This window comes from Cellulomonas terrae, assembly GCF_007990265.1.
Classification (GTDB): Bacteria; Actinomycetota; Actinomycetes; order Actinomycetales; family Cellulomonadaceae; genus Cellulomonas; species Cellulomonas terrae.
In genome coordinates, this window is the sequence record NZ_BJWH01000025.1 from 1 (window position 1) to 12,654 (window position 12,654).

Below are 12,654 nucleotides of genomic sequence, written 5' to 3' on the forward strand. Positions count from 1 at the left end.
TCGGACACCCCGACGCGGGTCAGCCGACCGGCCAGCGACGAGCCGCGCCCCGGAGAGGTCGAGCTCACAGCACCGGCAGGAACCGCCGCAGCTCGTACGGCGTCACCTGCGAGCGGTAGGCCTCCCACTCCTGACGCTTGTTGCGCAGGAAGTAGTCGAACACGTGCTCACCGAGCGTCTCCGCGACGAGCTCCGACTTCTCCATGAGGGAGATCGCGGCGTCGAGCGACGTCGGCAGCGGTTCGATGCCGAGCGCGCGGCGCTCCGAGTCGGTGAGCTCCCAGACGTCGTCCTCGGCGCCCTCGGGCAGCTCGTAGCCCTCCTCGACACCCTTGAGGCCGGCGGTGAGCAGGAGCGCGTAGGCGAGGTACGGGTTCGTGGCGGAGTCGACCGCGCGGTACTCGATGCGGCTCGAGTTGCCCTTGCCGGGCTTGTACATGGGCACGCGGACCAGTGCGGAGCGGTTGTTGTGGCCCCAGCAGACGTAGCTCGGCGCCTCGGCACCGCCCCACAGGCGCTTGTAGGAGTTGACGAACTGGTTGGTGACCGCGGTGATCTCGGCGGCGTGCCTGAGCAGGCCCGCGATGAACGAGCGCGCGGTCTTCGACAGCTCCAGGTGCCCGCCGGGCTCGTGGAAGGCGTTGCGGTCGCCCTGGAACAGCGACAGGTGCGTGTGCATGCCGGAGCCGGGCTGGTCGGCCAGCGGCTTGGGCATGAAGCTCGCGAAGACGCCCTGCTCGAGCGCGACCTCCTTGACCACCGTGCGGAACGTCATGATGTTGTCCGCGGTGGTCAGGGCGTCGGCGTAGCGCAGGTCGATCTCGTTCTGGCCCGGTCCGGCCTCGTGGTGGGAGAACTCCACCGAGATGCCCATCGACTCCAGCATCGTGATCGCCGCGCGGCGGAAGTCGTGCGCGGTGCCGCGCGGCACGTGGTCGAAGTAGCCGCCCTGGTCGACGGGCACCAGCGGCAGCGTCGGGTCGGCCGGCGCGTCGAACAGGTAGAACTCGACCTCGGGGTGCGTGTAGAAGGTGAACCCCTGGTCGGCGGCCTTGGACAGCGCGCGCTTGAGCACGGTGCGGGAGTCCGCGAGCGACGGCTCGCCGTCCGGCGTGAGCAGGTCGCAGAACATGCGGGCGGTGCCGTGCCGCTCGCCCCGCCAGGGCAGGATCTGGAACGTCGACGGGTCGGGCTTGGCGATCATGTCCGCCTCGTACACCCGGGTCAGGCCCTCGATGGCGCTGCCGTCGAACCCGATCCCCTCGGAGAAGGCGGCCTCGAGCTCCGCGGGTGCCACCGCCACCGACTTCAGGATCCCGAGCACGTCGGTGAACCAGAGACGGATGAAGCGGATGTCCCGCTCCTCGACCGTGCGGAGCACGAACTCCTGCTGCCTGTCCATGCGGTACATCCTGCCTGATGAACGGTCCGGCACAGGGCCACTGGGGAAGGTGGGTCGCACGAGATGGTTAGGCTCGTCCACATGCCTTCCCCCCGCATCGCCCTCGCGCAGATCGACACGCGCGTGGGCGACGTCGACGCGAACGCCCGCGCCGTCCTCGACTGGGCCCGGACAGCCGCCCAGGCGGGCGCCGACCTGGTGGTCTTCCCCGAGATGACGCTCACCGGATACCCCATCGAGGACCTGGCGCTGCGTGCGTCGTTCCGTCGCGGGGCCGAGGCTGCGCTGCAGCGCACGGCGGCGGCGCTGGCCGACGAGGGGCTCGGGGACCTCGCGGTCCTCGTCGGCACGGTCGGTGAGAAGTCGGTGACGCCCGTGCACGAGCCCGGCGCCCCCGACGGTCCGCGGCGCCCCACCAACCAGGCGGTCCTGCTCCAGCACGGCCAGGTGCAGGTCCGGTACGACAAGCACCACCTGCCCAACTACGGCGTCTTCGACGAGTACCGGATCTTCGCGGGCGGCGACGACGTCTGCGTGATCGACGTCCTCGGCCGTCGCGTGGGCGTCGTGATCTGCGAGGACATCTGGCAGGACGGCGGACCGGTCTCGCAGATGGACGAGAACGAGGTCTCGCTGCTGGTGGTGCTGAACGCGTCGCCGTACGAGGAGGGCAAGGGGCACCAGCGCGTCGAGCTGGCCGCCCGTCGCGCGCACGAGGTCGAGGCACCCGTCGCGTACGTGAACCTGGTGGGCGCGCAGGACGACCTCGTGTTCGACGGCGGCTCGTTCGTGATCGCCACCGACGGCACCGTGCTGACGCGCGCGCCGCAGTTCGTCGAGCACCTGCTCGTGTGGGACCTGCTCGGGGACGACGACGCACCCGCGACCGGCCCCGTCGCACCGCCGCTGTCGCCCGACGAGGAGGTCTACCGCGCCCTGGTGACCGGCCTGCGGGGGTACGTGACGAAGAACGGCTTCCGCTCGGTGGTGTTCGGGATGTCCGGCGGCATCGACTCGGCGCTCGTCGCCGCGATCGCCGCGGACGCGATCGGGGGCGAGAACGTCGTCGGCGTGTCGATGCCGTCGGTGTACTCCTCGGAGCACAGCAAGGACGACGCGGCGGACCTGGCCAAGCGGATCGGTGCGGACTACCGCGTCCAGCCGATCGGGCCGATGGTCGACGCGTTCGAGAGCGAGCTCCCCCTCGACGGCCTCGCCGCGGAGAACCTGCAGGCCCGGATCCGGGGCGTGATCCTCATGGCGATCTCCAACTCCGAGGGCCACCTGGTGCTCGCTCCCGGCAACAAGACGGAGCTCGCGGTCGGGTACTCCACCATCTACGGCGACGCCGTCGGCGGGTTCGGACCGATCAAGGACATCGACAAGTCCCGTGTGTGGGCGCTGGCCCGCTGGCGGAACAACGCGGCGCTCGACGGCGTGTTCGGCCCCGACGAGCTCCCCCCGATCCCGGAGTCCTCGATCACCAAGCCCCCGTCGGCGGAGCTCCGCCCGGGTCAGGTCGACCAGGACTCGCTCCCCCCGTACGAGATCCTCGACGAGGTGCTCGACGCGTACGTCGAGAACGCCGAGGGCAGGGCCGAGCTGCTGGCCCGCGGGTTCGACCCCGCCGTCGTCGACAAGGTCCTCACCCTCGTCGACCGCGCCGAGTGGAAGCGTCGCCAGTACCCGCCGGGCACCAAGGTGACCGCCCTGGCGTTCGGCCGCGACCGTCGGCTGCCCATCACCACCCAGTGGCGCGAGCCGTGACCACCCCGACAGGAGCTCCACGTATGACCCCCACCCCGAAGCGCGTGCGCGTGCACCACCTGCGCGAGGCGAAGGAGCGCGGCGAGCGCCTGACCATGCTGACCGCCTACGACGCCGTCACCGCGCGGATCTTCGACGAGGCCGGCATCGACATGCTGCTGGTCGGCGACTCGATCGGGAACACCATGCACGGGCACACCACGACGCTGCCGGTGACGGTCGACGACCTCATCCCGCCCGCGCGGGCCGTCGCCGGGGCGGCCAGGCGCGCGTTCGTCGTCGCCGATCTCCCGTTCGGCTCCTACGAGGCCGGGCCGGAGCAGGCGCTCGCGACCTCCGTGCGCATGATGAAGGAGACCGGCGTCGCCGCCGTGAAGTTCGAGGGCGGCAAGCGGGTGGCTGCCCAGATCAGGGCGATCACCGACGCCGGCATCCCCGTCGTCGGGCACCTCGGGTACACGCCGCAGTCGGAGAACCTGCTCGGCGGCCCGCGCGTGCAGGGTCGCGGCGACCTCGAGGCCGAGCTGCTCTGCGAGGACGCCGTGGCCATCCAGGAGGCCGGCGCCGTCGCTGTGGTCCTCGAGATGGTGCCCGCCCCGGTGGCCGCGCGGGTCACGGAGATCCTGCACATCCCCACGATCGGCATCGGCGCCGGCACGCAGTGCGACGGCCAGGTGCTGGTCTGGGTCGACATGGCCGGGATGACGGACTGGTCGCCGCGGTTCGCCAAGCGGTTCGGCGAGGTCGGTGCAGCGCTCAAGGCGGCGGCGTCCGCCTACGCCGACGAGGTGCGCGGCGGCACGTTCCCGGACGCGGACCACCAGTTCGACAAGTGACGACGCGGGGCAGACGCCTCCAGGTCGTCGTCTGGGTCCTCGCGGCCCTCGTCGGTGGGTCTCTCGTCGCGCTGGCCGTCCCCGTCGCGTCGGGCGTCTTCCCCGTCGCCCAGGTGGTCTCGTTCCGTGCGCTGCTCGGGGTGGGGGCCGCGGCCGTGGTCACCGTGCTGGTGGTGGTCCCGTGGTCGCGCCGCCGGCTGCTCCCGCTGGCGTTGGCGTTCGCGCTCGGTGCCGCCGCGCAGGCCGCCGTGCTGGTCGTCCGGTCGTACCCGCAGGGGGCGGCACCTGCGTCCACGACCGACGACGTGGTCGTCCTGTCGTTCAACACCCTCGACACGGTCGGCGCCGAGGTGCTGGCCGACCTCGTCCTCGCCCACCGCGCCGACGTCGTGGTCCTGCCCGAGACGTCGGCCACCATCGCCCGGTCGACCGCCGACCGGCTCGCCGCCGCGGGCCGGCCGATGCAGGTGCTGACCGCGGACGGGAACACCTCGTTCATCGCCGGGACGGCGCTGCTGGTCTCCCCCGCCGTCGGCACGTACCCCGTCGCCGAGCCGCTGCCGACGCGCCTCGGGTCGCTGCGCGCGGAACCCGCGGAGCCGACGGGCTCACCGGTGCTCGTCGCCGCACACCCCATGGCCCCCATCAGTCAGGGCGCGATGCCGTCCTGGCGGACGGAGACCCGTCTGATCGCCGACGCGTGCGCGTCGACGCCCGGGGCGATCGTTGCGGGCGACCTGAACGCGACGCTCGACCACCCCGGCCTCCAGGACCTCGGACCGTGCGTCGACGCAGCACGGGCCGCCGGTGTCGCCTCGTCCGGCACGTGGCCGGCGGACGTCCCCACGGTGTTCTCTGCGCCGATCGACCACGTCCTCGTCGACGCGCGCGCCTGGCGCGTGACCGGCTTCGCGGTGCTGCCGCGGACCGGGGCGAGCGACCACCGCCCGATCGTCGCGACGCTCGCGCGCCGCTGACCCGTCGGCACGGGACGCACCGGTCACGTGGCCAGCTTCGCCTCGGCCTTGGCCTTGGCGGTCGCCGTGTCGCGCGCGAGTCGCGCGTCCTTCTCCTCCTGCGTCGCCACAGCGAGGGCGTCCTGCAGCCTCTGCAGCTCCGCAGGATCGGTCGACGTCGACGCCGCGACGTTGTTCCTCGCCGTCCGGAGCCGTTTCTTCGCGTTGACCAACGCCTTGCGCAGCGAGTCCACCCCGTTGAACGCCTCGTACGCCTTCTGACGTGCCGCCTGATCCTCCGCGAACGCGAAGCCCTTGATCACCGCCAGCTGCGCCTTGGCCGCCTGCGCGATCTTGTCCGACGCCGGCAGGTCGTCACCGCCACGCACGACCTTGCTCGCCGTCCCGGGCTGCTCGGGACGATCCTTCTTGCCCTCCGCGATGACGGCGTCCGCGCTCCGTCTGACCGCGTCGTCGCTCTCGAACGCGTCGAAGGCCGACCACACCTCCTGCTCGACCTTCGAGACGGCGTCGAGGAACGACTTCGGCTCCGACTCCTCCTCGGAGTCCGCCTCGAAGATCGCGACGAGCGTCTGCACGCCCTTGTCGAGCACCGCGCTCAGCTTCGCCTTCAGCGCCGCGCGGGCGGCCGCGTCGGTCGACGTCTTGGTCGCACTGGCACCGATGTAGAGCATCACGGTCGTCATCGCGGAGTACTCCACGTTCGTCGTGGGCGCGATGACCAGCTCTTCGAAGAGCGCCGTCACGTGGTTGTCCGGGACCACGTGCTCGGACTCGAGCGCCCAGTACGGCATGAACTGCTCCTGACCCTTGGGCGGCTGCCAGCCGGTGTCCTGCGAACCGTGCGGTGCCACGTTCCCGATGTTCGGGGCGTGCCCGACACCGGTCTTGAGCTTGTTCCACAGGTCCGGGTGGGCGATCAGGAGCGCCTTGACCTGGTCGACGAGCTTCTGGATCTCCTCGTCCCGCTCCTTGATGGTCTTCTCGCCCTTCTTGCGCCCGGTCTTCTGGTGGAACGCGACCCTGATCTGGTCGAGCAGCGCACGAGCCTCGGTGACCTCCGGCGGGATCGGGTGCTTCTCCTCGGACGCGACGAGCATCGCGTCGTTCTCGAAGAACAGCTGGTGGTCCTCGTTGCCGACCTTGAACTTCCCGTCCCAGACGGGCGGCGCGTCCTCCTCGCCCTCCTCGCCCCCGAACAGGGCGTCGAGCGCGGACTTCGCCAAGGAGATGGCCTTGTCGATCAACCAGTCGATGGCCTCGACGATCTTGGCGCGCAGGTCGATGATGATCTGCTTGACCTGCTCCGGGACGTCGCCGAGGCCGGCCTGGTTGGCGAGGAAGCCGATGGCGACCGGGACGGCGTTGGCCAGGCCCGTCTCGAGCATCGCAGCACCGGGTCCGACGTTGCCCTTCGCGATCTGCGCGACGGTGGAGACGTAGGAGTCGATGAGCTCGAGCAGCTCGCGCATGTAGTCGAGGACCGACTGGACGGCCTTGAAGAACGCGATGCACGAGTTGACGACCGCCATGATGCCGGTGGGGTCGAGCATCGAGAGGACCTTGGCGATCGCCTTGTTGACGATCTCCTTCATGATCCAGGACTTCGCGGCGTCGAAGATCAGGTCCCAGAGGTTGCTCAGCTGCTCGCTGATCTTGTCCCAGATCGCCTCGATGCCGCGTTCCTGGACGTCCTTGATGAAGTCGAACGCCTGCCCGGCCAGCTCGAGCGCCTCACGGATCTTGTCGACCTTCTCCTGGCCGATCTTCGCCGCGAGACGCTGCCAGAGGAGCTCGACCGTCACGCCGGACACCTGGATGACCAGGGTGATGGCCGCCTCGAGGGTCAGCTCGGTCGGGGTCTCGATGCCCAGGGACTTCAGACCGCGGAACATCCAGGCAGCCAGCCCCTTGAGCAGGTGCTCGAGGATGTTGTCGAAGAACCGGCTGAAGCCCTGCTTCATCGCCTCCACGACGTTGAGCAGGAACTCGACGGGATCCCGCTTGATGTCCTCGATCGCCGACTCGACCTGGCTGAGGATGTGCCCGAAGATCTCGGGCGGGAAGTTCATCAGGCGCAGGATCAGCTCGACGACGACCTGGACCACGACGGCGGCGAACCGGATGATCCGCTCGAGCGGGTCCCCGAACTGGTCGAGGATCTTGTCGAACGTCTCGATCGGCGAGAGCAGCGACTCGAGCGTGACGAGGTTCCACACGCCGAGGAACGTGTCGGTGATCAGCGACCAGGAGATGTTCAGCTCGGTCATCGCCGACGTGATCCGGCCTGCGGCGTTCGCGATGACACCCGACTCGGCGAGCTTGGCGTACATCGCGTCGCCGCCGGGGAGCAGGAGGATGAACCCCTTGATGAGGTTCTCGGCCGTCCGGGGCACGACGTCGCCGGTGAACGGGTCCTTCTCCAGGATCACGGTCAGCAGCTCGTAGCCGGGGATCTTCTTGGCGTAGGACGACAGCCACGCCAGCAGCGAGTCCTTGACCAGCACGAGCACCTGCGCGATCACGTCCTGCGCGAAGTCGCCGATCTGCTTGATGATCGAGAACGCCTGGTCGGCCAGCGCGGGCAGCGTGTCCAGGAGATTGGGCAGGTTCGCCGGGCTCAGCGCCGCGCCGGCCTGTTCGAGCAGCGCCGCGACCTGGCCGACGATGCCCTGGAACTGGTCGATCTTCGAGTCGACCCAGTCGGCGGTCTTCTGCAGCGTGCCGCGCTCGATCATCTGGTCCAGCACCTTCTGCTGGCCGATGAGCTTGAGGAACTCGGTGAGGATGTCGACCGTGGTCGCCGGCACGTCCTCGCCTGTCAGAGGGTTGGTGTGCAGGACCTTCTTCGCGAGGCTCCAGTAGGGGGCGATGCTGTCCTTCTCCAGCAGCGGCTCCGCGACGGCCGCGAGCACGGACCGGACCTTGGCGATGACGGCGTCCGCGATCTCGCCGAGGAACGCCTTGACGTCGTTGACGATCGCCGAGAGGTAGCGACGCGCGATCGCGAGGTTGAACTCGACGCCCTCGGTGATCGACATCTCCTCCCAGGCACTGTCGAGGTCGGCGAGCACCCGGTCGAACGTGAGGTTGTGCCGCTTGAGACCCTCGTCGAGCATCGTGAAGACGTCATCGAGCACCTTCGCGGCCTGCAGGACAGGGCCCGACGCGGCACCGAACGGTCCGAACGTGAGGAGCTTCTCGACGAACCCCTGCCTGCTCTCGGTGGCGGACTCCCCCGTGATCGGGTCGCTGCCGACGACGGTGCTGACCACCGAGTACCCGGGGATCGACTGGATGTCCCTGATGAGCCAGTCGGGCATGACCGTGCCCAGGGCCAGGCGGGCGACCTCGGCACGGTAGACGCCGACGGCCTGCTGCTGCACGACGTGCGTGGACTCGTGCGCCATGAGCTCGAGGTCGGTGGCCGACTCGCCCTCGCCCAGGAAGATGTCGGCGCCCACGGTGAACGCGCGCGCCTGCAGCGCCGCGGCGGCGGAGCTCGCGTCGGGACCCTGGTGCACGCGGACGGAGCTGAGGTCGGCGCCGAGGACCGGTGCCACCCGGGCCTGGACGGCCGGTTCGAGCGGGACGCCGGTCCCCGGGCTGGCGATGAGCGACGCCACGGACTGCGGGACCTCGACCTGCCCGCCCTCGGCGATCTCCTCCGCGTGCTCGGCGACCGACCCGGCCTCCGGCGCGGGCGGCGCGACCGCCGGTGCGGTGTCGGGCTCCCGCGCGGCGGGCCGCCGGGCGGTCGTAGCGGCCGGCGTCACCGGTGGGGAGGGCTCCGCGACGGGCCGCCGGTGCACGACGTCGGAGGCCACCCGCTCGGCCTCGCGCTCCACCGGGTCGTCGGGATGGGTGACGGCCAGGCTGGACCGGGCGACGCGGTTGCTCCACGCCTGCAGGCCGAGGGGCGGCGCCGGGCCGCCCGCGCGGGCGAGCCGGGCGAGCTCACCGTTCGAGTGGATCGCACCCGTCGGCTGCCGGGCGGCAGGGGTCCCGACCGGTGCGGGCCGGTGCCGCCGCTCCGGCTCCTGGACCGCGTCGCGCGCGAGCGTCGTCGGCACGACCTCACCCGTCCGAGGAGCCGCTGCCGGCGCGCGCGAGAAGCTGCCCGGTCATCCACCCGTCATAGCCCATCGACGCCCGGCGCCGACGGTGGGAGAGGTATCACCGCCCTCGCGGCTGCCCGTCGGGGCAGCTCAGGCTGCGCGGTGGTGCACCGTGCTCAGGACTGCTCCTCGTCCTGCGCCTCCCAGTCCTGGTTGCGCTTGCGGGCCTTCTCCAGGGCGTGCGTCGCCTCGTCGCGGGTCTCGTACGGCCCCATGAGCTTGGTCCAGTCGCTCTGCCGGCCCTCCTCGACCTCGTGGGTCTCGATGTTGAACCAGAACTTGTCCGCCACGGCGGTCTCCCTTCGTCCGGGCTCCGTGCCGATGGCTGCTGACCGGCCGCGATGCCCTCCTGTCCGTAGACTGCCAGGTATGCCGCCCGTCCACGCGCCACGATCCGCCTTGGTCCCGGGCACGCTCAGCCCTCGCCGGTCCGTCCCGTCGTCGATCGCCCGTCCCGAGTACGTCGGCCGGCCGGGTCCTGCACGGTGGACGGGCAGCGACGTCCTCGACGCCGAGATGATCGAGCGCGTCCGGGTCGCGGCCCGCCTCGCCGCGCAGGCCCTCGAGCTCGTCGGCAGCCACGTCGCACCCGGCATCACCACCGACGAGCTGGACGCGATCGGGCACGAGTTCCTCGTCGAGCACGGCGCCTACCCGTCGACCCTCGGCTACCGCGGCTTCCCGAAGTCGCTGTGCACGTCCGTCAACGAGGTGATCTGCCACGGCATCCCCGACTCGACCGTCATCGAGGACGGCGACATCGTGAACATCGACGTCACGGCCTACGTCGGTGGGGTGCACGGCGACAACAACGCGACGTTCCTCGCCGGCGACGTCGACGAGGAGTCGCGGCTGCTGGTCGAGCGCACCCAGGAGGCGCTCGCCCGGGCCATCAAGGCCGTCGTCCCCGGGCGCGAGATCAACGTGGTCGGCCGGGTGATCGAGAAGTACGCGGCGCGGTTCGGGTACGGCGTCGTCCGCGACTACACCGGGCACGGCGTCGGCCCCGCGTTCCACACCGGGCTCGTCGTCCCCCACTACGACGCGGCTCCCGCGTACGACACGACCATCGAGCCGGGGATGGTGTTCACCATCGAGCCCATGCTCAACCTGGGCACCCCCGACTGGGTCATGTGGGACGACGACTGGACCGTCCTGACGGCCGACGGCCGACGCAGTGCGCAGTTCGAGCACACCCTGCTGGTCACCGACACCGGAGCGGAGATCCTGACCCTGCCATGAGCGACCACAAGCACAAGAAGTCCCCCGAGACGGCATTCGGCATCGACATCGGCGGGAGCGGGATCAAGGGCGCACCCGTGTCGCTGGCCGAGGGCGAGTTCGCCGCCGACCGGCTCCGGATCCCGACACCGCAGCCGTCGACCCCCGACGCCGTCGCGGAGACGGTCGCCAAGGTCGTCAACTCGTTCGACCTGGGCAAGGACGTGCCGATCGGTGTCACGTTCCCCGCGGTGATCCTGCACGGTGTCGCGCAGTCCGCGGCGAACGTCGACAAGTCGTGGATCGGCACGAACGTCGAGAAGGCCGTGCACGACGCGACGGGCCGCAAGGTGCTCGCCGTCAACGACGCCGACGCCGCCGGGTACGCCGAGGTCGTGTACGGCGCGGCCAAGGGCGTGCAGGGGGTCGTCATGGTCGTCACGCTCGGCACCGGGATCGGCTCGGCCCTCATCGTCGACGGCCACCTGGTGCCCAACACCGAGCTCGGGCACCTGGAGATCGACGGGTACGACGCCGAGTCGCGGGCCGCCGAGAGCGTGCGCGACCGGGAGGGGCTCGACTGGGCGCAGTGGGCGGAGCGCCTGCAGCGCTACTTCACCGTGGTGGAGAACCTGTTCTGGCCCGACCTGTTCGTCGTCGGCGGCGGCGTGAGCAAGCACCACAAGGACTTCCTGCCGCTTCTCGACATCCGCACGAAGATCGTCCCGGCCGAGCTGCGCAACGCAGCGGGCATCGTCGGCGCTGCCGCGCTGGCGGCGCAGGCTCACGGCTGACCAGCGCGACCTCGTCGAGGTCGCTCCCGGGGTCCACGTCGCGACGAGCGCTGTCTACACGACGACGTCGACCGTGGTCGTGGGCCCCGACGGGACGTGCCTGGTGGTCGACCCCGCCGTGACCGCCTCCGAGGTGGACGGCCTCGCCGCGACGATCCGGGCGCGCGGCTGGACCCCCGTCGCCGTCTGGTCGACGCACGCGCACTGGGACCACGTGCTCGACGGTCCCGCCCTCGCGCACCTGCCGCGCTGGTCGGCCGGCGTCCCGGCCACCGACCGCGAGACGCTCGCGGCGGAACGCGACGCCGACCCCGAGCTCGCCCGGAGCGGTGAGCCGCCCGCCCCGGTCGCCGCGGCTGCATCCGACTTCCCCCGCCGCTCCCCCGGTGTGCTCGACTGGCCGGGCCCGACCGTGCAGGTCCTCGTGCACGCCGCCCACGCCCGGCCCCACACCGCGCTCTTCCTGCCCGACGCCGGGGTGCTCGTCGCGGGCGACATGCTCTCCGACGTCGAGATCCCGCTGCTGGACCTGTCGGCGGACGACCCCGTCGGGGACTACCTGGGAGCGCTCGCGCTGCTGGAGGCAACCAGTGCCGCCGTCGTCGTCCCCGGCCACGGGAGCGTCGGGAGCGATCTCCCTCGACGCGTCGCGGCTGACCGTGCGTACCTGTCCGCACTCGTCGCCGGGGCCGACGTCGACGACGAGCGGTGCGCGCATCCCTGGACGGCGGCGGCCCATGTCGCCCACCGGGACGCCGTGGGACGATGAGCCACATGGGATGGCTCGTCGCCGGCGGGGTGGTCACGCTCGCGCTCCTGCTCGTCGCGGTCGACCGCATGACGGCCCGTGGCTGGTTCGACCGCCGCCGTCCGCGCGAACGGCGCCCGAGCGGGGGCGTGGGTGGTGCCGGCGCGTTCGGTGCGCTCGTCGACGTGTTCCAGCCCAACCGCGAGTACCTCACCGCCGAGCAGGACCGCCAGCAGCTCGACATCAAGCAGACCGGGGACGCCGCCGGGCGGCTCGACCTCGACTCGGGTGTCGTCCGCCTCGACCCGAGGTGACGGGTCGCGCGTGTCGGCGGTCGCCCCTAACGTGCGACGCATGACGCCTGTGGTCTCGCACCTGACGATCGACGCCGCCGACCCGCACACCCTCGCCCGCTGGTGGAGCGAGGCCCTCGGGTGGTCCTACGTCTGGGAACCGGCCGAGGACGACGACGAGATCGCCATCGAACCGCCCGACGGCGCCGCGACCGGATGGCTCTTCATCAGGGTCCCCGACGCCAAGGTCGCCAAGAACCGTCTGCACGCCGACCTGCGCCCGCCCAACGGCTCCGACCAGGCCTCCGAGCTCGACCGCCTGCTCTCGCTCGGCGCGACGCGCGTGGACATCGGTCAGGGCGACGTCCCCTGGCACGTGCTGGCCGACCCTGAGGGCAACGAGTTCTGCCTGTTGCGCAGCACCCCCGACCAGCTCGCGGCAGCGCTCGCCGCGGAGGCGTCCGGCGCGTGATCGTTCCCCCACACGGGTGACGGGGG

General features: G+C 71.1%; 11 protein-coding genes. 8 read left to right on the forward strand and 3 right to left on the reverse strand.

Annotated features, from left to right (window positions below):
• Positions 1-64: 64 nt before the first annotated feature.
• The gene (gene glnA / locus CTE05_RS17535) at positions 65-1,402 is read right to left on the reverse strand and encodes a type I glutamate--ammonia ligase (RefSeq protein WP_146847595.1); all 1,338 of its coding nucleotides are present in this window, start codon (positions 1,400-1,402) and stop codon (positions 65-67) included.
• An 81-nt stretch (positions 1,403-1,483) separates the two neighbouring features.
• Here glnA and CTE05_RS17540 point away from each other — a divergent pair, with 81 nt between their 5' ends.
• Genes CTE05_RS17540 through CTE05_RS17550 form a run of 3 tightly spaced genes read left to right on the forward strand, consistent with a single transcriptional unit; the run spans position 1,484 to position 4,982 of the window.
• A complete protein-coding gene (locus CTE05_RS17540) occupies positions 1,484-3,169 on the forward strand; it encodes an NAD+ synthase (RefSeq protein ID WP_146847596.1) in 1,686 nt (561 codons plus the stop codon).
• Positions 3,170-3,192: 23 nt separating this feature from the next.
• The gene (gene panB / locus CTE05_RS17545) at positions 3,193-4,005 is read left to right on the forward strand and encodes a 3-methyl-2-oxobutanoate hydroxymethyltransferase (protein ID WP_146847597.1); all 813 of its coding nucleotides are present in this window, start codon (positions 3,193-3,195) and stop codon (positions 4,003-4,005) included.
• On the forward strand, positions 4,002-4,982 hold the full coding sequence (locus CTE05_RS17550) for an endonuclease/exonuclease/phosphatase family protein (RefSeq protein ID WP_146847598.1): 981 nt from the start codon (positions 4,002-4,004) through the stop codon (positions 4,980-4,982). The genes panB and CTE05_RS17550 overlap by 4 nt, the downstream gene beginning before the upstream one ends.
• 23 nt (positions 4,983-5,005) lie before the next feature.
• Here CTE05_RS17550 and CTE05_RS17555 read toward each other — a convergent pair whose 3' ends face one another.
• Together CTE05_RS17555 and CTE05_RS17560 are read right to left on the reverse strand one after the other, a co-directional pair.
• Positions 5,006-9,055: an eCIS core domain-containing protein gene (locus CTE05_RS17555; protein ID WP_146847599.1), complete on the reverse strand. Its 4,050-nt coding sequence runs from the start codon at positions 9,053-9,055 to the stop codon at positions 5,006-5,008.
• Positions 9,056-9,216: 161 nt separating this feature from the next.
• Positions 9,217-9,390 (reverse strand): SPOR domain-containing protein, encoded by a 174-nt coding sequence (locus CTE05_RS17560; protein WP_146847600.1) that lies wholly within the window; start codon positions 9,388-9,390, stop codon positions 9,217-9,219.
• A 79-nt stretch (positions 9,391-9,469) separates the two neighbouring features.
• On the opposite strand from CTE05_RS17560, the gene map reads away from it, so the two are divergent.
• The 5 genes from map (at position 9,470) to CTE05_RS17585 (ending at position 12,628) form a co-directional block, all read left to right on the forward strand.
• Positions 9,470-10,342: a type I methionyl aminopeptidase gene (gene map, locus CTE05_RS17565; RefSeq protein ID WP_146847601.1), complete on the forward strand. Its 873-nt coding sequence runs from the start codon at positions 9,470-9,472 to the stop codon at positions 10,340-10,342.
• A complete protein-coding gene (gene ppgK / locus CTE05_RS17570) occupies positions 10,339-11,115 on the forward strand; it encodes a polyphosphate--glucose phosphotransferase (RefSeq protein WP_146847602.1) in 777 nt (258 codons plus the stop codon). The genes map and ppgK overlap by 4 nt, the downstream gene beginning before the upstream one ends.
• Before the next feature lie 73 nt (positions 11,116-11,188).
• Positions 11,189-11,884 carry an MBL fold metallo-hydrolase gene (locus tag CTE05_RS17575; RefSeq protein WP_186814924.1) on the forward strand — a complete coding sequence of 232 codons (696 nt, stop codon included), beginning with the start codon at positions 11,189-11,191 and terminating at the stop codon, positions 11,882-11,884.
• Between the two features lie 5 nt (positions 11,885-11,889).
• On the forward strand, positions 11,890-12,177 hold the full coding sequence (locus CTE05_RS17580; RefSeq protein ID WP_146847604.1) for a DUF6191 domain-containing protein: 288 nt from the start codon (positions 11,890-11,892) through the stop codon (positions 12,175-12,177).
• A gap of 40 nt (positions 12,178-12,217) precedes the next feature.
• On the forward strand, positions 12,218-12,628 hold the full coding sequence (locus CTE05_RS17585; protein ID WP_146847605.1) for a VOC family protein: 411 nt from the start codon (positions 12,218-12,220) through the stop codon (positions 12,626-12,628).
• The last annotated feature ends 26 nt before the right edge of the window (positions 12,629-12,654 follow it).

What these genes read in the sequence shown, in the direction of transcription:
- glnA (WP_146847595.1), bottom strand. Translation starts at nt 1,402, where the DNA reads ATGGACAGGCAGCAGGAGTTCGTGCTCCGCACGGTCGAGGAGCGGGAC.
- CTE05_RS17540 (WP_146847596.1), top strand. Translation starts at nt 1,484, where the DNA reads ATGCCTTCCCCCCGCATCGCCCTCGCGCAGATCGACACGCGCGTGGGC.
- panB (WP_146847597.1), top strand. Translation starts at nt 3,193, where the DNA reads ATGACCCCCACCCCGAAGCGCGTGCGCGTGCACCACCTGCGCGAGGCG.
- map (WP_146847601.1), top strand. Translation starts at nt 9,470, where the DNA reads ATGCCGCCCGTCCACGCGCCACGATCCGCCTTGGTCCCGGGCACGCTC.
- ppgK (WP_146847602.1), top strand. Translation starts at nt 10,339, where the DNA reads ATGAGCGACCACAAGCACAAGAAGTCCCCCGAGACGGCATTCGGCATC.
- CTE05_RS17580 (WP_146847604.1), top strand. Translation starts at nt 11,890, where the DNA reads ATGGGATGGCTCGTCGCCGGCGGGGTGGTCACGCTCGCGCTCCTGCTC.
- CTE05_RS17585 (WP_146847605.1), top strand. Translation starts at nt 12,218, where the DNA reads ATGACGCCTGTGGTCTCGCACCTGACGATCGACGCCGCCGACCCGCAC.